This window comes from Streptomyces sp. SM10 (assembly GCF_002910915.1).
Classification (GTDB): domain Bacteria; phylum Actinomycetota; class Actinomycetes; order Streptomycetales; family Streptomycetaceae; genus Streptomyces.
Map to the genome: position 1 here is coordinate 1 of NZ_NEUF01000062.1, position 17,392 is coordinate 17,392.

The 17,392-nt window shown below is 71.8% G+C and carries 15 protein-coding genes, 1 tRNA gene and 1 pseudogene; 6 read left to right on the forward strand and 11 right to left on the reverse strand.

Annotation, left to right across the window (positions count from 1 at the left end; translation table 11 throughout):
* Nucleotides 1–298 precede the first annotated feature (298 nt).
* From B9S57_RS08040 to B9S57_RS08050, 3 genes are all read left to right on the forward strand, one after another.
* A tRNA-Lys gene (locus B9S57_RS08040) sits at nucleotides 299–372 on the forward strand.
* A 323-nt stretch (nucleotides 373–695) separates the two neighbouring features.
* A complete protein-coding gene (locus tag B9S57_RS08045; RefSeq protein ID WP_103514854.1) occupies nucleotides 696–2,603 on the forward strand; it encodes a glycosyltransferase family 2 protein in 1,908 nt (635 codons plus the stop codon).
* Nucleotides 2,600–4,534: a kelch motif-containing protein gene (locus B9S57_RS08050; RefSeq protein ID WP_103514840.1), complete on the forward strand. Its 1,935-nt coding sequence runs from the start codon at nucleotides 2,600–2,602 to the stop codon at nucleotides 4,532–4,534. Before B9S57_RS08045 ends, B9S57_RS08050 begins: the two co-directional genes overlap by 4 nt.
* A gap of 26 nt (nucleotides 4,535–4,560) precedes the next feature.
* On the opposite strand, the gene B9S57_RS08055 is transcribed toward B9S57_RS08050, so the two are convergent.
* The 6 genes from B9S57_RS08055 to B9S57_RS08080 all read right to left on the reverse strand — a co-directional run bounded on the left by B9S57_RS08055 (nucleotide 4,561) and on the right by B9S57_RS08080 (nucleotide 10,460).
* Nucleotides 4,561–5,583 (reverse strand): glycoside hydrolase family 6 protein, encoded by a 1,023-nt coding sequence (locus tag B9S57_RS08055; RefSeq protein WP_103514841.1) that lies wholly within the window; start codon nucleotides 5,581–5,583, stop codon nucleotides 4,561–4,563.
* Between the two features lie 273 nt (nucleotides 5,584–5,856).
* Nucleotides 5,857–6,555, reverse strand: a complete 699-nt coding sequence (locus B9S57_RS08060; protein WP_103514842.1) for a class F sortase — start codon at nucleotides 6,553–6,555, stop codon at nucleotides 5,857–5,859.
* Nucleotide 6,556: 1 nt separating this feature from the next.
* Complete coding sequence (locus B9S57_RS08065; protein ID WP_103514843.1) at nucleotides 6,557–7,117, reverse strand: hypothetical protein; 561 nt, start codon at nucleotides 7,115–7,117, stop codon at nucleotides 6,557–6,559.
* 120 nt (nucleotides 7,118–7,237) lie between these two features.
* Nucleotides 7,238–8,032: an HAD-IIA family hydrolase gene (locus tag B9S57_RS08070; RefSeq protein WP_103514844.1), complete on the reverse strand. Its 795-nt coding sequence runs from the start codon at nucleotides 8,030–8,032 to the stop codon at nucleotides 7,238–7,240.
* A gap of 143 nt (nucleotides 8,033–8,175) precedes the next feature.
* Nucleotides 8,176–9,072, reverse strand: a complete 897-nt coding sequence (locus tag B9S57_RS08075) for a hypothetical protein (protein WP_103514845.1) — start codon at nucleotides 9,070–9,072, stop codon at nucleotides 8,176–8,178.
* A gap of 266 nt (nucleotides 9,073–9,338) precedes the next feature.
* On the reverse strand, nucleotides 9,339–10,460 hold the full coding sequence (locus tag B9S57_RS08080; RefSeq protein WP_103514846.1) for an ROK family transcriptional regulator: 1,122 nt from the start codon (nucleotides 10,458–10,460) through the stop codon (nucleotides 9,339–9,341).
* Between the two features lie 74 nt (nucleotides 10,461–10,534).
* Here B9S57_RS08080 and B9S57_RS08085 point away from each other — a divergent pair, with 74 nt between their 5' ends.
* Together B9S57_RS08085 and B9S57_RS08090 are read left to right on the forward strand one after the other, a co-directional pair.
* The gene (locus tag B9S57_RS08085; RefSeq protein ID WP_103514847.1) at nucleotides 10,535–11,641 is read left to right on the forward strand and encodes a Gfo/Idh/MocA family oxidoreductase; all 1,107 of its coding nucleotides are present in this window, start codon (nucleotides 10,535–10,537) and stop codon (nucleotides 11,639–11,641) included.
* Nucleotides 11,638–12,117: a heme-degrading domain-containing protein gene (locus B9S57_RS08090; protein WP_103514848.1), complete on the forward strand. Its 480-nt coding sequence runs from the start codon at nucleotides 11,638–11,640 to the stop codon at nucleotides 12,115–12,117. The genes B9S57_RS08085 and B9S57_RS08090 overlap by 4 nt, the downstream gene beginning before the upstream one ends.
* A gap of 70 nt (nucleotides 12,118–12,187) precedes the next feature.
* Here B9S57_RS08090 and B9S57_RS08095 read toward each other — a convergent pair whose 3' ends face one another.
* From B9S57_RS08095 to B9S57_RS08110, 4 genes and pseudogenes are all read right to left on the reverse strand, one after another.
* Nucleotides 12,188–13,048 carry a fumarylacetoacetate hydrolase family protein gene (locus B9S57_RS08095; protein WP_103514849.1) on the reverse strand — a complete coding sequence of 287 codons (861 nt, stop codon included), beginning with the start codon at nucleotides 13,046–13,048 and terminating at the stop codon, nucleotides 12,188–12,190.
* A 124-nt stretch (nucleotides 13,049–13,172) separates the two neighbouring features.
* Entirely contained in the window at nucleotides 13,173–13,943 is a 771-nt protein-coding gene (locus B9S57_RS08100) for a YidC/Oxa1 family membrane protein insertase (protein ID WP_103514850.1), read from the reverse strand.
* Nucleotides 13,944–14,043: 100 nt separating this feature from the next.
* A complete protein-coding gene (locus B9S57_RS08105) occupies nucleotides 14,044–14,376 on the reverse strand; it encodes a DUF6412 domain-containing protein (RefSeq protein ID WP_103514851.1) in 333 nt (110 codons plus the stop codon).
* Between the two features lie 44 nt (nucleotides 14,377–14,420).
* Nucleotides 14,421–14,810, reverse strand: a pseudogene (locus B9S57_RS08110) (winged helix-turn-helix transcriptional regulator); the annotation flags it as partial.
* Between the two features lie 132 nt (nucleotides 14,811–14,942).
* On the opposite strand from B9S57_RS08110, the gene B9S57_RS08115 reads away from it, so the two are divergent.
* The gene (locus tag B9S57_RS08115) at nucleotides 14,943–15,950 is read left to right on the forward strand and encodes an SEC-C domain-containing protein (protein ID WP_103514853.1); all 1,008 of its coding nucleotides are present in this window, start codon (nucleotides 14,943–14,945) and stop codon (nucleotides 15,948–15,950) included.
* Nucleotides 15,951–15,958: 8 nt separating this feature from the next.
* Here the strand turns inward: B9S57_RS08115 and B9S57_RS08120 are convergent, their stop codons facing one another.
* A complete protein-coding gene (locus B9S57_RS08120; protein ID WP_103513951.1) occupies nucleotides 15,959–17,155 on the reverse strand; it encodes an IS110 family transposase in 1,197 nt (398 codons plus the stop codon).
* Nucleotides 17,156–17,392 lie beyond the last annotated feature (237 nt).

Here is a 17,392-nt window from a genome sequence, read left to right on the forward strand (position 1 = left end):
CGCACCGTGGGCGGCCGGACGGCCGCCGCGGCGCACGGGCAGTGCGGCGGCCGTACGCCGCCGCTGCGCGCAGCCCGGACAGCCGCAGTCGGCGTCGGGTTCGTACTCCTCGAAGACCGGCACCGTCATACGAGTCCACTTCCCCTCAGGGGTCGTCCGGATCTTCCGTGTCTCAACTTTCCGGGCATATCTCATGGTGACGGATTAAAGGGACAAAACGACCATCCGACAGGCCGGGGCGGAGAGGAATTGGTCAGGAGCACCCCCGGAGATCGGGTAAAGTTCTCCAGGTCAGCAGGCGCCGTTAGCTCAGTTGGTTAGAGCAGCTGACTCTTAATCAGCGGGTCCGGGGTTCGAGTCCCTGACGGCGCACGCAACAGCAAGGCCCCCTCACCGAGTGTGAGGGGGCCTTGCTCGTGTCCGCCCGGCGCAGAAGCGCCCCCGGAGCGCCTCCCGTCACCCCTGTGCGCCTCCTTCGCGACAGCCCCGCAAATCGCACGTATGGCTGGCAAACAGCCCGTTTCGCCCTTGCGTTCATCCTCACGAATCGGACAACCTGACCGGGTGCCGTCCAGGGATCCACGGGTTCCCTGAGGCCCGGAGAACGGAGAGCGGCGTGTCGCGGGGTGGGGGCCCCGCTCAGGTACAGGCAGCAGAACGTCACGCGGGGCGACCTGCGTGCGGGGGGAATGACCATGACGTCGACGCCATCAGGCGACCGGCACGACGACCCTGCCCGGACGGTCCAGCTGCGGTTGCCCCGGCAGCCGCGCGCCGGAAGACCGGGACGGCAGCCGGGAAGACCGCTGCCGCGCTACGACTACGAGCACTACAGCCGGCTCGCCGGGCCTCTGACCCAGCCCGACCCCGACCGGCCGTACACGGTGCGCTACCGCTCACTGCTCTCGCAGGAGACCCACCGGATACGCGCGGCCCTGCTGCTGGGCGCCGCGCCGCTCGTCTCCCTGGGCCTCTTCGCCTGGCTGATGCAGCCCGAGCACTGGACCGAGCGCGACCCGAACCTACGGAACGACACCCTGCTCGTCCTCGACGTCGTGATGCTGGTGTCGATCGGGCTCATCGAGCTCTTCCGCACGATGAACGTCCTGTCGAACGCGCACGCCACCCTGGTGGCCCGCGACCCGGTCCCCGTCATACCGGAGAGCGGCACGAAGGTCGCCTTCCTCACCTCCTTCGTCCCGGGCAAGGAGCCCCTGGAGATGGTGACGAAGACGCTCGAGGCCGCCGTGCGCATCCGGCACCGGGGGACGATGGACGTCTGGCTGCTCGACGAGGGCGACGACCCGGCCGTGAAGGAGGTCTGCGCCCGGCTCGGTGTCCACCACTTCTCCCGCAAGGGCGTCGCCCGCTGGAACCAGGCCGAGGGCCCGCACCGGGCGAGGACGAAGCACGGCAACTACAACGCCTGGCTCGACGCGCACGGCGACGCGTACGACTTCTTCGCCTCCGTCGACACCGACCACGTCCCGCTCCCCAACTACCTGGAGCGGATGCTCGGTTACTTCCGCGACCCGGACATCGGCTTCGTCATCGGCCCGCAGGTCTACGGCAACTACGACACCTTCGTCACGAAGGCCGCCGAGTCCCAGCAGTTCCTCTTCCACGCACTGATCCAGCGCGCGGGCAACCGCTACGGCGCCCCGATGTTCGTCGGCACGAGCAACGCCGTACGGATCTCCGCCCTCAAGCAGATCGGCGGCCTCTACGACTCGATCACCGAGGACATGGCCACCGGCTTCGAGATCCACCGCCACCGCAACCCGCTCACCGGCAGGAAGTGGCGCTCGGTCTACACCCCGGACGTCCTGGCCGTCGGCGAGGGACCGACCGCCTGGACCGACTTCTTCACCCAACAGCTGCGCTGGTCCCGGGGCACCTACGAGACGATCCTCACGCAGTACTGGAAGGGCTGGTTCTCGCTCCCGGCGGGGAAGCTCTTCAACTACACCATGATGATCATCTTCTACCCGATGTCGGCCCTGAACTGGATCCTCGCCGCCCTGAGCTGCGCCCTGTTCCTCGGCATGGGCGCATCCGGCGTCCAGATCGACCCGGTGATCTGGATGATGCTGTACGGCAACGCCTCGGCCCTCCAGATCGGCCTCTACGTCTGGAACCGCCGCCACAACGTCTCGCCGCACGAGCCCGAGGGCTCAGGCGGCCTGGCCGGCATGATGATGTCCGCGCTCTCCGCGCCCGTCTACGCCCGTTCCCTGATGGACGCGGTACTCCGCCGCAAGAGCTCGTTCGTCGTGACGCCGAAGGGCGACTCGTCCAGCCCGGACACCCTCTTCGGCACCTTCCGTATCCACCTCTTCTTCCTCCTCGTCTTCGGCGGCTCGATCGCCGCGTCCCTCGTCCTCGGGCACAGCCATCCGGCGATGCTGACCTGGGCGTTCCTGGCGCTGCTGATCACCGCGGCACCGGTCCTCGGCTGGCGGTACACCGTCCGCACCGAGCGCAGGAAGCGCCGCGCCGGACCGCCCGCGCCGCCCCCTCCCGGACCCGCGGCGCAGGCCGCGCCCACCCGGGCGGGCAACGAGGACACCCTGCAGATCGCCCTTGGGGGACGTAACCGATGAAGTACCGTCCGAGCCGCCGTACCCGCCGCCTGGCGATCGGTACGGCGGTGGTTCTGGCGCTCGCCGGGGCGAACGGGCCGGCCCTGTACCGCTTCGGCACCGAGCGCTACCACACGTACGCCGTCAACCGGCCGGCCTACAAGGCGGAGAACGGCCACTGGGACTTCCTCGACGTCCCCTCGGAGTTCCGGATCAACACGATCCACGCCGCACTGCTGCACACCGGCAAGGTGCTGCTCGTCGCAGGTTCCGGCAACGACCAGGAGAACTTCGACGCGAAGAGCTTCCGTTCGGTGCTGTGGGACCCCGAGGAGAACACGTACAGGAACATCCCGACGCCGAAGGACATGTTCTGCGCCGGGCACACCCAGCTCCCCGACGGGAAGCTCCTCATCGCCGGTGGCACGAAGCGCTACGAGAAGCTGGAGGGCGACGTCACCAAGGCCGGCGGCCTGATGATCGTCCACAACGAGGACCCGGACAAGCCGGTCACCGTGCCCGCGGGCACCCGCTTCACCGGCAAGGGCAACGGCAGGACCTTCGTCTCCAAGGACCCGGTGCTCGTGGAGAAGGCCACCAAGGTCTTCGACAAGGAGACCGGCGCGTTCCTCCGCAACGAACCGGGGCTGGGCCGCATCTACGTCGAGGCGCAGAAGTCCGGGACGAAATACGGGACCGGTACCGAGGACAACTACCGGATATCAGGGCTCGCGGGCTCCGACGCCCGCAACGTATACGGGATCGCGCAGAAGCTGGCCCTCGACAAGAAGGACTTCCAGGGCATCAGGGAAGCGTACGAATTCGACCCGGTGGCCGAGCGGTACATCAGCGTCGACCCGATGAACGAGGCGCGCTGGTACCCGACGCTCACCACCCTGGAGGACGGCAGGGTCCTCTCCCTCTCCGGCCTGGACGAGATCGGCCAGATCGTGCCCGGCAAGGACGAGATCTACGACCCGGAGGCGAAGACGTGGGAGTACACCGGCGTCGTCCGGAGGTTCCCCACCTATCCCGCCGTCTTCCTGATGAACAACGGCAAGCTCTTCTACTCCGGTTCCAACGCCGGCTACGGCCCCGCCGACGTGGGCCGCGACCCGGGCGTCTGGGACCTTGACTCCAACACCTTCACGAAGATCCCCGGGATCGGCGACCCGGACAGGCTGGAGACCTCGGCGACCGTACGGCTGCCCCCCGCCCAGGACGAGACGTACATGGTGATCGGCGGGGGCGGGGTCGGTGAGTCCGACAGGTCGAGCGAGAAGTCACGGCTCGTCGACCTGACGGAGGACCACCCGCGCTTCAGGGACGGCGCCTCGCTCGACGAGGGCACCCGCTACCCGAGCGCCTCCCTCCTCCCCGACGACTCCCTTCTGGTCACCGGCGGCTCCGACGACTACCGGGGGCGCGGCGGTTCGGACATCCTGCAGGCCCGGCTGTACGACGCGGGGTCGGACACCTACCGCCGGGTCGCGGACCCGGCGGTGGGCCGCAACTACCACTCGGGGTCCGTGCTGCTCCCCGACGGCCGGGTCATGATCTTCGGTTCCGACTCGCTCTACGCGGACCGGGAGAACACGAGGCCCGGCACGTTCGAGCAGCGCATCGAGATCTACACACCGCCGTACCTGTACCGCGACGGGCGTCCGGAGCTGACCGCGGGCCCCGAAAGCATCTCCCGCGGCGGCACCGGGCTGTTCACCACCCGGCACGCCTCGTCGATCACCTCGGCGAAGCTGATGCGTCCCAGCGCGGTCACCCATGTCACGGACACGGACCAGCGGTCGATCGCACTGGACCTGGAGAAGTCCGACGGCGGCATCACCGTGACGGTCCCGAAGAACCGCGCCCTGGTCCCGTCGGGCTGGTACATGCTGTTCGTCACCGACGCCGACGGCACACCGTCGGAGGGGACGTGGGTGGAGATCCCCTGAGGGCCTCCGCCTCCGGGTCGGCCCGCCTACCGCGTGGCGCGGGCCAGCCCCAGCGCGTACTCCGGCCACCAGTCGCCGGCCTTCGGCCCGCCCTTGCAGTCGCCGTCCGACTCGCCCGGCCTCTTGACCCACAGGTAGGCGTCCACCAGCTCGTCGCCCGTGTCCGTCGTCGGAGACTCGCCGAGCGCACGGCCCGGCGGGTTGCACCAGCTCTCACCGGGGTCGCCCCCGGTGTAGGGGCCGTTGCCGTTGCGGCTGGTGTCGACCACGAAGGGCTTGCCGCCCACCTTGGCCGACAGCCGCTTGCCGAAGTCCTTGCTGGCCCCGGTGGTCTGGAAGTTGGACACGTTCACCGCGAAGCCGTCCGCCGCCGCGATGCCCGCCCGCCGCAGGGGCTCGAACAGTGCGTCGGGCGACTGCCATCCGGCGTTCCCCGCGTCCATGTACACGGTGGTGCCCGGCTGCTGCTTCAGGCGCTCGACCGCGCCCTTGAGCAGGTCGTAGCGCTCCTCGTGGAGCTCCTGCGGCGTGCACCCGTCCACCAGGTGCAGCAGGGCGTCCGGCTCCAGGACCACGGTCGCCCGGCGGTCGCCGATGCCCCGGGCGACACCGTCCACCCATGTCCGGTAAGCGTCGCCGTCCGCGGCGCCGCCCTTCGAGAACTGACCGCAGTCCCGGTGCGGGATGTTGTAGAGGACGAGCAGCGCGTCCCGGCCGGCCTGCTCGGCCGCCTCGGTGAAGCCCTCCGCCGCCGCCTGCGGATCGTCCGGGCCGACCCACTCCCCCACCGGCTGCTCCGCGATCCTCCGGATCAGCTCGGCGTTCGCCTTCTCACCGTCCTGCACGTAGGCGGCGACCTGCCGCGCGGCGTTCCCGTCGGGGTTCACCCAGTACGGCGCGTCCCCCTTCGGCCGCTGGCCGACGGTGGCCGGCGCGCCCTTCCCCCCGCCGTCGGACGAGCCGTCGGACGCGGAGCACCCGGCCAGCAGCAGAACCGCGCCCGTCGCGGCTGCGGCGCCCGCCCTCAGTCCGGTGCGACTGCCGTACATCCGCTCCCCCTCGTACCGATGCACTGCCGGTCGCGTCCATCCTGGCACAGCGGTCCGGGCCGTGGACGCTCCCGCCCGGATCAGGACATCCTGCCGGAAAACCCTCCGGGTCCCGGGCGTCGTCGGCCTACAGTGTCGTGCCAGGGGAAACGTCCCGACCTCCCGTGCCGTGCCCGGGCTACTCCCGCAGTCCGCGCACCGCGGTCGAGGACCAGCCCGGCCGGCGGCTCCGAGGGGGAGCGGGCGCCGACCGGGCCAGGTTGCCCCGCCGCTTCACGTCCGGCTGCTGACCCGGTTCTTCGCGTCGCCGGTCGCCGCGCCCTTCTCGGCCGTCAGATAGGCGGAGACGACGACGTTGGCCGTGTACGCGTGGGACGTGCGGTCGTACGTACCGCCGCAGGTGATCAGCCGGAGCTCCGCCCGCCCGTCCTCGCGCGGCCCGTACGCCTTCTGCGCGTCGAAGCGTTCCCGGGTGAAGACCTGGACGTCGTCGATGGTGAATTCGGCGGTCTTCCCGTCGGACCGGGCGACCAGGACCTTCTCGCCCGGTCTCGCGGCGCTGAGACCGTAGAAGACGGCCGGTTCGGTCTCCGTGTCGACGTGGCCGACGAAGAGCCCCGCCCCCTCCGTGCCCGGCTCGGTCCCCTCGGCGTACCAGCCGACGGCACCGGGCTCCTCGAACGGCGGGGGCTCGATGGCCCCTTCGTCGTCCAGCCCGCGCCGTACGACGGGCGCCTCGATCCCGAGGGAGGGGATCTCGACCCGCTGCGGAGCGGCACCGTCGAGCGGATCGTGGGCGGGGGGCAGCGGGGCGCCCAGGGGGCGGCCGACCGCCGCGACGTCTCCGGTCGTGGGGGCCGAGTTGCCGGCCGTGGCCGCACGCCCCCACAGCCACAGTCCCAGCAGGAGCACGGCCCAGGTGACGCCGGTCAGCAGCCGTCCCGTTCCGGCGGGACGGTCCGTGGCCGTCATGTCAGTGCTGCGCCGGGCGGCGGCGGCGCGCGCTGCGGAACGCGACAGCGACCGCCGCGACGGCGCCGAGTCCGAGCCCGATCACCGCGTGCCGGGTGCCGGGGCCCTCGTCGGCGGCGTCCTCGGCGAGCGCCGCGGTGCCTCCGCCTCCGGCCCGGACGGGGGCGACGGGCGAGGGCCGGCCGTGATGGACGACGGTGACCGTGCCGGTGGCCTTGCCGTGGCCGTCCTTGCAGGTCACCCAGACCTCGTAGTCGTCGGGTGCGGCGTCCGAGCGGATCCGGGCCTCGGCGACGAGGCCTTTGCCGTCGGCCGGTTCGAAGCGCGCCTCGGAGGCGAACGCCTCGGAGTTGCCCCGGGCCGACCTCGCCTTGCCACAGATGTCGACCCGGAGTTCCACCTCCCCGCCGGGGGAGACACGGGACGGGCTGACCGAGACCGTTCCCGAACGCTTCTCGTCCCTGGCGTCATCGGATGTCGATTCGGCCAGTGCGGCGGACGCGGGAAGGGCTATCGTCCCGGCCACCAGTGCGGCACAGAACGTGAGGGGCAGTGAACGCATCGTAAACCTCCTGAGGGAAGGTTCACGCGTGGGGCGGCATCCCGCATCCGCTGTGGCCCGCTCGGGTGAGGGCCTGTGCCGGGTTCCAGGCCGCGGGCCCGGCCGGAACTCGGTGCGGCCCTACGGCAGGGGCAGGTCGACCAGGTCGACGAGGTCCGCGATCGAGTCGACGACCGTGGAGGGCCGGAAGGGGTAGCGGTCCATGTCGGCCTCCGTGGTCAGGCCCGTGAGGACCAGGAAGGTCTGCATGCCCGCCTCCAGGCCGGCGAGCACATCGGTGTCCATCCGGTCGCCGATCATGGCGGAGGTCTCCGAGTGGGCGCCGATGGCGTTGAGCCCGGTGCGCATCATCAGCGGGTTGGGCTTGCCGGCGAAGTACGGGGCCTTCCCCGTGGCCTTGGTGATCAGCGCGGCCACCGAACCGGTCGCGGGCAGCGGGCCCTCGGCCGACGGACCGGTCTCGTCCGGGTTGGTGCAGATGAAGCGGGCCCCGCCGTTGATCAGACGGATCGCCTTGGTGAGCGCCTCGAAGCTGTAGGTCCGGGTCTCCCCGAGGACGACGTAGTCCGGCTCGTGGTCGGTGAGGACGTAGCCGATGTCGTGCAGGGCGGTGGTGAGGCCGGCCTCGCCGATCACGTACGCCGTGCCGCGCGGGCGCTGGTCGTCCAGGAACTGGGCGGTGGCCAGGGCGGAGGTCCAGATGTTCTCCACAGGCACGTCGAGACCCATGCGCTTGAGGCGCGCGTGCAGGTCACGGGCGGTGTAGATGGAGTTGTTCGTGAGGACCAGGAAGGGCAGTCCGGAGTCCCGCAGCCGCTTGATGAAGGCGTCGGCCCCGGGGATCGGCGTGCCCTCGTGGATCAGGACGCCGTCCATGTCGGTCAGCCAGGATTCGATCGGCTTGCGCTCTGCCATGTGACGGGCTCCTGCCGTACGCGCTGTGCACCCGAGGTGCTGGACGCCGGCGGCACCGCGCTGTGCAGCGCCGACGTCCCGATTTTAGGCTGCCCGCTCCGCCGGGCGGAACCGGTTGATCACAGCGATCGTGCGGCACCCGGTCAGCGGCGCCCCGCGCGCAGGCGCCTCGCGTGGATCATGGCGGCGGCCCCGGCGAGGACGAGCGCCCCGGACGCGAGGCCGGCCCAGCGTTCGCGGGCCTGGCCGGTGCGGGCGAGTTCGGGCACCTGGCCGCCGTCGGCGTCCTTCGTGGTCCCCGTGTCCTCGGGCGCCTCGATGCCGCTCTCGACGATGGCGAACTCGTAGGCGGCGGACTCCCCCACCCAGTCCCCGTCACCGGTCCTGCCCGCCTGTTCGGCCTCGTCCCGGGCGGTGCGCCGCTGGACGATGGCCGCGCGGGCCGTCACCCTGCCGGGGCGGGTGTCGGAGGTGAAGGCCATCCGGACCTCGACCGTGACGGTCTTCTTCGCGGGGACGGTGAAGCCGGGGAAGTCGTCGCCCTGCTCGCCGCTGCCGAAGACGCCGATCTGCTCGTCGCGCTCGGTGGATTCCCAGCTCACCCGGTGTTCCTCGTCGGGGTGTGCCCGCTCGGTGAACTCCAGCTGGATCTGTTCGGCGGTCAGTGTCCGGTCCTCGTCGGTGAGCACCAGGACGGGGTGGATGGAGTGGCAGGACTCGGAGGTGGTGTTGGTGAGGTCGAGGTACCAGGTCCCGTAACCGCCGCCGGAGGCGAAGGTGTCGGGGCCGCCGTGGATGCGTGTCCCGATGGGGAAGTCCTCGCCGTCCGGATCACCGCACGCGGCCGGCTCCGGGGCGGCGGCGAGCGCCGCGCCGGCCGGCGCCCCGGCCACGACGGGGGTGACGGCGGGAGCGGTGACCGGGATGGCGATGGCCGCCGGGACGCCGAGGAGCCCGGCCGGGACGACCAGTCCTGCGGCCAGTCCGAGGCGGGTCAGGGCACGGCCGTCACGCAGTCGTGCGGGGGGTCTGGTGGACATGGGGGTCACCCTTCGCTGCTCGCGAACGCCGGGCGGTGGGGCACCGGCGGCGGCGCTGCCACGCCCGGCCGGACGTACGGACATGGCGATACGTTGCAGTCAGCGACGCTGTCACGCGCGCGCGAGGGCCTGCCACCCGCCGGCGGCGTACACCGCCCGTTCGGGGGCCGGATTCCGCCCGAACGGCCCCGCAGGGGCGGCGGGCGGGGACCTCACCGATCGGCCCGTACGGCGGCGGCCGGGCCCGTGCCCGTGCCCCGTGCCGCTCAGACCCGTGAGCCGCCGTCCTCGCCCGCCCGGCCGAAGAGCGGGGCGAGGACCAGGTGGGCCGCGCCCTCGGCGACCGGCCGGTCGCCGCCGCCGGCCACGGCGACGGGCACGGCGGCGGTGACGCCCTCGCGCCGGGCGCGCTCCTCGATGACGGCGCGGACCCCCTCCACGTAGGCGTCCTCGTGGGCGGCGACGGTACGGCCGCCGAGGACGACGCGGTCGATGTCGAGCAGCCCGACGAGGTTGGCGGCCCCGGCCCCGAGCACCCTGGCCGCTTCCGCGACGTCACCGCGGGCGGCGGCGGTCAGGCAGAGCGCCTCGATGCAGCCCCGGCCGCCGCAGTCGCACGGCGGACCGTCCAGCTGAAGGGTCTGGTGGCCGAACTCCCCCGCTCCGGTCCGTACTCCGCGGTGCAGGGTCCCGCCCAGGACGAGCCCGGCACCGAGGCCGGTGCCCAGGTGGAGGTAGGCGAAGTCGGCGTCGGCGCGTTCGCGCAGCGCGAGGCCGAGTGCGGCGGCGTTGGTGTCCTTGTCCAGGACGACGGGGAGTCCGGTGTGCGCGGCGAGGGCGTCGCGCAGCGGGTAGCCGTCCCACTGGGGGAAGCCGGTGACCCGGTGCAGCACCCCGCTGCGGTGGTCCAGCGGGCCCGGCAGGGCCGCGCCCACGCCGAGGACCGGGCGGTCCTCGGTCCGCGGGGCCCGGGGGATCTCCGCCCGCACCGTCCGCACCGCGTGGGCGGCCGTGGCGAGGACCTCGGCGGCCGGGGCTCCGAGGTCGAGCGGGAAGGTGCGGGTCGCGACGGTGGTGCCGGCGAGGTCGGCCAGGACTGCGGTGAGCTCGTCGCGGTCCAGGTGGAGCCCGACGGCGTATCCGGCGTCCGGGACCAGGCGCAGCACGGTGCGGGGCTTGCCGCCGGTGGAGGCGAGCCGCCCCGCTTCGGCGGCGAATCCCTCCGCGCGGAGCCGGGCGGTGATCTTGCTGACGGCCTGCGGGGTGAGTCCGGTGCGTTCTGCGAGCTCCAGCCGGCTGATGCCCTGCTCGCCGGCGACCCGCAGCAGGTCGAGGACGAGCGACGCGTTGTGGTGGCGCAGCGCCGGAAGATTCGCCCCGCCACTCATGCTGTTACTCCTGTTCACCACACCATTGTCTCCATCGCTTGCACTTTGGCAACAGCGTTGCTTAAGTGGTTCGCATGACTGCCAACGCTCCTCTCCGCGTCGGGCTCGTCGGCTACGGCCTGGCGGGTTCCGTCTTCCACGCCCCGCTGGTCTCCGCGACCGAGGGCCTTGTCCTCGACACGGTCGTCACGTCGAACGAGGAGCGGCGGGCGCAGGCCCTCGCCGAGTTCCCCGGCGTACGGTTCGCGGCCTCGCCCGACGAGCTGTGGCCGCGCGCGGACGAGCTGGACCTGATCGTGATCGCCTCGCCGAACAAGACCCATGTCCCGCTCGCGAGGGCGGCACTGGAGGCGGGGCTCCCGGTGGTCGTGGACAAGCCGATCGCCGGCACGGCGGCGGAGGCCCGCGAGCTGGCCGAGCTGGCCGGTGAGCGGGGGCTGCTGCTCTCGGTCTTCCAGAACCGCCGCTGGGACAACGACTTCCTCACGCTGGCCGCCCTGATCCAGGAGGGCGAGCTCGGCGAGGTGCAGCGCTTCGAGTCCCGCTTCGAGCGGTGGCGTCCGCAGCTGAAGGGCGGCTGGCGCGAGTCGGGTGACCCGGAGGAGATCGGCGGGCTGCTCTACGACCTGGGCAGCCACGTCGTCGACCAGGCGCTCACGCTGTTCGGGCCCGCGGTGCAGGTGTACGCGGAGTCCGACGTGCGCCGCCCGGGAGCGGCGGCCGACGACGACACCTTCATCGCGATCACGCACGCCAACGGGGTGCGTTCGCACCTGTACGCGAGCGCCACGACGGCACAGCTGGGCCCGCGCTTCCGGGTGCTCGGCTCGAAGGCCGGCTACGTGAAGTACGGCCTGGACCCGCAGGAGGCGGCCCTCCGCGAGGGCGTGCGCCCGTCGGCCGGCGAGCCGTGGGGCGAGGAACCCGCGTCGCTGTGGGGCCGGGTCGGTTCCGGCGAGTCCCCGCTGACCGGCGGCGGCGATCCGGTCCGTACGCTGCCGGGCGACTATCCGGCGTACTACGCCGCTGTCGCCTCGGCCCTGCGCGGCGAGGGCGAGAACCCGGTGACGGCCCTGCAGGCCGCCGCCGCACTGGATGTCCTGGAGGCGGCACGGCGCTCGGCCCGCGAGGGCGTGTCCGTGACCCTCCTCCCCCACCACGACGAGGAGCAGGACGCATGAGCACCGGCGCTCCGACCATCTCCGAGCTGATCGCGCAGGAGCGGCGTCTGACGCTGCCGCGCTTCGGCTACGACGACGCGTACGCGCTGGGCGGCCTGCTGGTCGCGCTGGCCCGTGAGCGGCACGCCCCGGTCGCGATCGACATCCGGCGGGGCGGACAGCAGCTGTTCCACGCCGCCCTGCCCGGTTCGAGCGCGGACAACGACGCGTGGATCGAGCGTAAGCGGCGCGTGGTGGAGCGGTACGGCGAGAGCTCCTACCTGGTCGGTACGCGGTTCCGGGCGAAGGGCACCACGTTCGAGGAGTCCTCGCGGCTGGACCTGGACACCTACGCCGCGCACGGCGGTTCGTTCCCGATCGCCGTCGAGGGCGCGGGGGTGATCGGCTCGGTCACGGTCTCGGGCCTGCCGCAGGCCGAGGACCACGCGCTGGTGGTGGAGGCCCTGGAGCAGTTCACGGCGCGTCCGGGGGCCTGAGGACGGCCCGCCGACGACGACGGGGCGGCCGCCGGGATCGCACACCCGGCGGCCGCCCCGTCGTGTCCGCCTACGCGTCCTTGAGCTCCTGGCGCTGGCGGCCCAGCCCCTCGACCTCGAGCTCCACCACGTCACCGGCGCGGAGGTAGGGCTTGGGCTCGGGCCGGCCCATGGCCACGCCCGCCGGGGTGCCGGTGTTGATGACGTCGCCCGGGTAGAGCGTCATGAAGTGGCTCAGGTAGCGCACGACCTCGCCGACCGGGAAGATCTGCTCGGCCGTCGTGCCGTCCTGCTTCAGTTCACCGTTGACCCACAGCCTCAGCGGGAGCGCCTGCGGGTCGGGGACCTCGTCCGCCGTGACGAGCCAGGGCCCGAGCGGGTTGAAGGTCTCGCAGTTCTTGCCCTTGTCCCAGGTGCCGCCGCGCTCGATCTGGAACTCCCGCTCGGAGACGTCGTGCGAGGTGGTGTATCCGGCGACGTGCCCGAGCGCCTCCTCCGCGGAGTCGAGGTAGCGGGCGGTGCGGCCGATCACGACGGCGAGCTCGACCTCCCAGTCGGTCTTCCGGCTGCCGCGCGGCACCAGCACCGTGTCCTCAGGTCCCACGACGGTGTCCGGGGCCTTGAAGAAGAGGATCGGCTCCTCCGGGATCGCCGCCCCGGTCTCGGCCGCGTGGTCGTGGTAGTTCAGCCCGATGCACACGATCTTCCCGATCCGGGCCAGGGGCGGCCCGACCCGCAGTCCGTCCGCATCGAGCGGCGGCAGGACGTCGGGCGTCCGGGCCGCCTCCCGTACGCGGGCGAGTGTCGAGGCATCGGCGAGAAGCTCGCCGTCGATGTCGGTGACAAGGCCCGAAAGGTCACGCAAGGTCCCGTTACGGTCCAGCAGCGCGGGGCGTTCCGAGCCGGCCGTACCCACTCGAAGAAGCTTCAACGGTCCATCTCCCCTTGGTCGAGGTCGAGCCCGTCGATGGGTTGCGGCCAGCGAAAGGCTTGGCTGATCCTCCAAGACATCGGATCACCCTGCAAGACCCTGTTCACACACTGGACCCGCCCTCCTAGACGGCGGGTGCGACGGCGGCCTCGGCGGCGGGGGTCTCCCGGTAGAGGTAGGCGCGCTCGACGGCGGTCCAGGTGGTGCTGGTCACGATGTACAGCGCCGCGGCGAGCGGCACGAAGGCGACGGAGAAGAGGGTCAGGAAGGACATCAGGGGCATGACCTTCGCCATCGCGCCCATGCCGGGCACGGGCTGTCCGTCCGGGCCGGTGGCCGGTGTCACCGGGTTCGCCGCCATCTGCCGCTTGGTGCGGCCGTAGTTGAAGGTGGCGACGGCGGCGACGATCGCGAAGAGCGCGAGGTAGACCAGGCCCTGCTGCCCGAAGATCCCGCCGCTGGCGAGGGCGTCGTGCCAGCGCTCACCGAGCGGGGAGCCGAAGAGCTCGTGGCCGAGCAGCGAGTTCGGGTCGCCGCCGATCCTCTGGCTGGAGAAGAGGTGGTAGAGCAGGAAGAAGGCGGGCATCTGGAGCAGGCTCGGGAGGCACCCGGAGAGGGGGGAGACCTTCTCCTTCGCGTGGAGCTCCATGAGCTCCTTCTGCATCCGGTCGGGGTTCCTGGCGTGCTTCGTGCGGAGCGCGGTGATCTGCGGCTGGAGCTTGGTGCGGGCCTTCTGCCCGCGCGCCGCCGCCCGTGACAGGGGGTGGACCGCGAGTCGCACGAGGGCGGTGAACAGGACGATCGCGGCGGCGGTGGAGGCGGTCCGGAACAGCGGGTGGAGCAGGTCGGCGAATGCGCCGACCAGGCTCGCGAAGGCGGACATGAATGCGGACATGGGTGAGCCCTCCGGGGGTCTCGTCGTGCCGGGGAGTGGGGACCGGTCGGTCCGGGACTCGGCAGGACGACCCGCGCAGAAGGTCGTGGAAGAGGTGCCTCTACGCGGCCGTCAGGAGGGCGGCCCCGGGCGCTCGGGGCCTGGTGCGCCCCCGGGCGTCGGGATCGCGCTGCGGGAGGAAGGCGGTGCGCTTCTCGCGGTCGCGCATGGCGGTGCGCACTCTCGTACGGGGTACGGGAGCGGCGCAGCGGGCGCTGATGACGGAGCAGACGAGGAGCGCCGAGCCGGCGGCCGCGGTGGCGGCGAGCGCGACGGCGGCGGAGAGGCTGCCTCCCTCGGCGAGGAGCACCTCGGTGAGGAACAGGACCAGGAAGGCGGCGGGGCGGAGCAGGCGGCCGACCGCACGGCGTACGCGGTTCATGTCGTCGTTCATCGGCCCTCCCCCTTCGCTTCGCGTTCGATGGTGTCCTTCAGCCGTTATACACGATCGGTGTCCAGCGGCTGAAGGAGCCGGCGGGGGGCGAGCAGGGCGCGGCTGACGGGGTCGGCGGGGTCGGGGTCGAGCCCGGCGCCCGGCCGCATCTCCACGTCCTCCAGGGGTACGCCGGTGTTGCCGCAGGCCGGGCACTGCCCGAACGCCCCCAGCTCGGTGCCGCACACGGCGTGGACGAAGAAGCGCATGGGGAGGGTGCCCTCGATGTGCTCGCGGCCCCAGAGGCCGAGGGAGCGCACGGTGGGCCAGAGGGCCTTGCCGCTGTCGGTGAGGACGTACTCGTCGCGCGGGGGTGAGTCCTGATAGCGCCGCCTGGCCAGGACCCCGGCCTCGGTGAGCGCCTGGAGGCGGGAGGCCAGGACGGCGCGGGGGATGGGGCTCGTGGCGGCCGTGGGGGTCCTGTGGCTGCGCGAGCGCTGACTGTTCTCCCCGCCGACCTCCGGCCTTCACCGGCACTCCGGCACGCGCCCTCTCACCTCACCCCGGTCCCGCAGTACCGTGTGGCCATGCGCCCCGACACGCCTGCCGACCACATCACCGAAGCCGAGCGCCTGCTGCGCACCGCGGCGCAGTACCCCGAGGACCGCGAGCCGCTGTTCCTCCAGGCCGCGGCCCACCTGGAGCTCGCCGGTGAGCGCGCCCGCGCGAGCACCCTCTACGACGATCTGCTCGGCTCCGCCGAGATCCCCGTCGACCACCCGCACCTGGTCAAGGCCCTCAAAGCGTCCAACCTCTGGGAGTACGGCCACGAGGCGGAGGCTCGCGCGATCATCGACGGCATCCGTGCCGCAGGACCGCTCGACGCGGCACCGTGGGAGATCGCCGCGGAGACCCTGGAGGCGCACGACGAGCTGGAGGCGGCCCACGACTTCTTCTCGACCGCGCTGGCGCTCCTGCTCGCTCCGGGCGAGGAAGTCCCGTACGCCACCCAGTCGCTGCTGATCGGCCGGCACCGGGTGCGCAGACTGATGGGTACCGCGCACGACGCGTGGGACGAGCTGGCCGACACGCTGCACACGGCCGCCGTCCCCCTCGACGAGCTGCACGACCCGAAGCGCCTGTGGTCCCTCGGCTCCTCGGACCCGGGCGAGCTGCAGGCGGAGATCACCCGCCTCCGCGCCGAACTCGGCACCTACCGCACGGCGTTGTCCCGACCCTTCCCCGTGGCGGTGCTGCACTGGCCCGAGGGCGAACTCCGCGAACTCCTCACGGCCTACCCGGAGCTGACCCAGGAGTACCTCTCGCGCGAGGATCATCTGGCGCGCCTGGAGGCGGCGTTGCGGGACCTGCACTCCGCGGGCACCCCGAACCTCGGCATCGTGACGGGCACGGTCCCCTCCTACGAGGCGTTCGCCGCGTCGGAGGCCGCGTCCCCGTCCGACCCCGACCTGCTCCCCCAGTACGCCACGACGCTGGCCGCCCGCGGCCGTGCCGTCCCGTGGCCCCCGGCGCGCAGTGCGGCGTGCTGGTGCGGCTCCGGAGACCCGTACCGCGCGTGCCACGGGGCTTCCTAATGCTGTTGTCAAGCGGCCGTAGCCATCGGCGGTGTCACTTCGTAGCACCGTCGGTCGCGGATCAGTGCCCAGATGACGTTGACACGTCGGCGGGCGAGGGCGAGCACGGCTTGGACGTGCCTCTTCCCTTCGGCGCGTTTGCGGTCGTAGAACTGCCGTGAGTTCGGGTCGTAGCGGACGCTGACGAGCGCGGAGGTGTAAAAGACGCGCTGGAGTCTGCGGTGGTAGGTGACCGGCCGGTGGAGGTTGCCGCTGACCTTGCCCGAGTCGCGAGGTGCTGGGGCGACGCCGGCGAAGGCCGCCAGGGCGTCCGGGGAGTCGAACTCGTCCAGATCGCCGCCGACGGCGGCGAGGAACTCGGCACCGAGAGTCGCACCGATGCCGGGGACGCTCAGGACGATGTCGGCGAGTTCGTGCTCGCGAAACCGGCCCTCGATGAGCTTGTCCATCTCGGAAATATGCGCGTTGAGGGCCATCACCTCCTCAGCCAGGGTATGGACCAGCTTCGCGATGGTCTTCTCCCCAGGCACGGCGGTGTGCTGGCGCGCGGCGGCCTCGACCGCCGCTTCGGCCAGGTCCTTGGCGCTGCGGACCTTGCGGTTGGCCAGCCACTTCGTCAGCCGGGCGACGCCGGCCCGGCGGATCGAAGCCGGGGTCTGGTAACCCGTCAGCAGCTTGAGCGGGCCGGTGTTGGTCACGTCCAAGGCCCGCTCCAGGGCCGGGAACATGCTCAGCAAAGTGCCGCGCAGGCGGTTCACGACGCGGGTGCGGTCCTCGACCAGGTCAGACCGGCGCCCGGTCAGCAGCTTCAGCTCGATGGCTGCCTCGTCACCGGGACGGATGGGCCGCAGGTCGCGGCGCATCCGGGCCTGGTCGGCGATCACGTAGGCATCGCGGGCGTCGGTCTTGCCCTCGCCGCGGTAGCCGTCGGACGCCCGGTTCACCAGTCGGCCGGGCATGTAGAGGACCTCTTGGCCGTGGCTGACCAGCAAGGCCAGCAGCAACGCGGGTTCCCCGCCGGTCATGTCGATCGCCCAGGTGACCTCACGCCCGTCGGCCAGGTCCAGGACATCCCCGACCAGCTTCAGCAGCTCGGGTTCGTCATTGGCGACCCGCCGCGACAGCAGTGTCTTGCCGTCCACGTCCAGGGCAAGGCCGTGATGGTGGCCCTTGCCGACGTCGATCCCCGCCCATATCCGGCTCATCGCGCTCCTGACATGCGTGTTCGTACTCTTCGTGCCACGGACGACCTCGCCGGCATTGCTCTACACAGCGACTTGTTCGCACTTCCTAATCGGCGGCCGAGTCGTCGTGGGGCGCTGAGCGGCAAAGCCTCGATTGCCACGAGACGGCAGCGGCCTGAAAGCCACACCCAGCGCCCCTGGGTGACCCAACCCTACGAATGGCTCGATCAGCCCGATCAAGAAGGTAGAGCGGCCTGA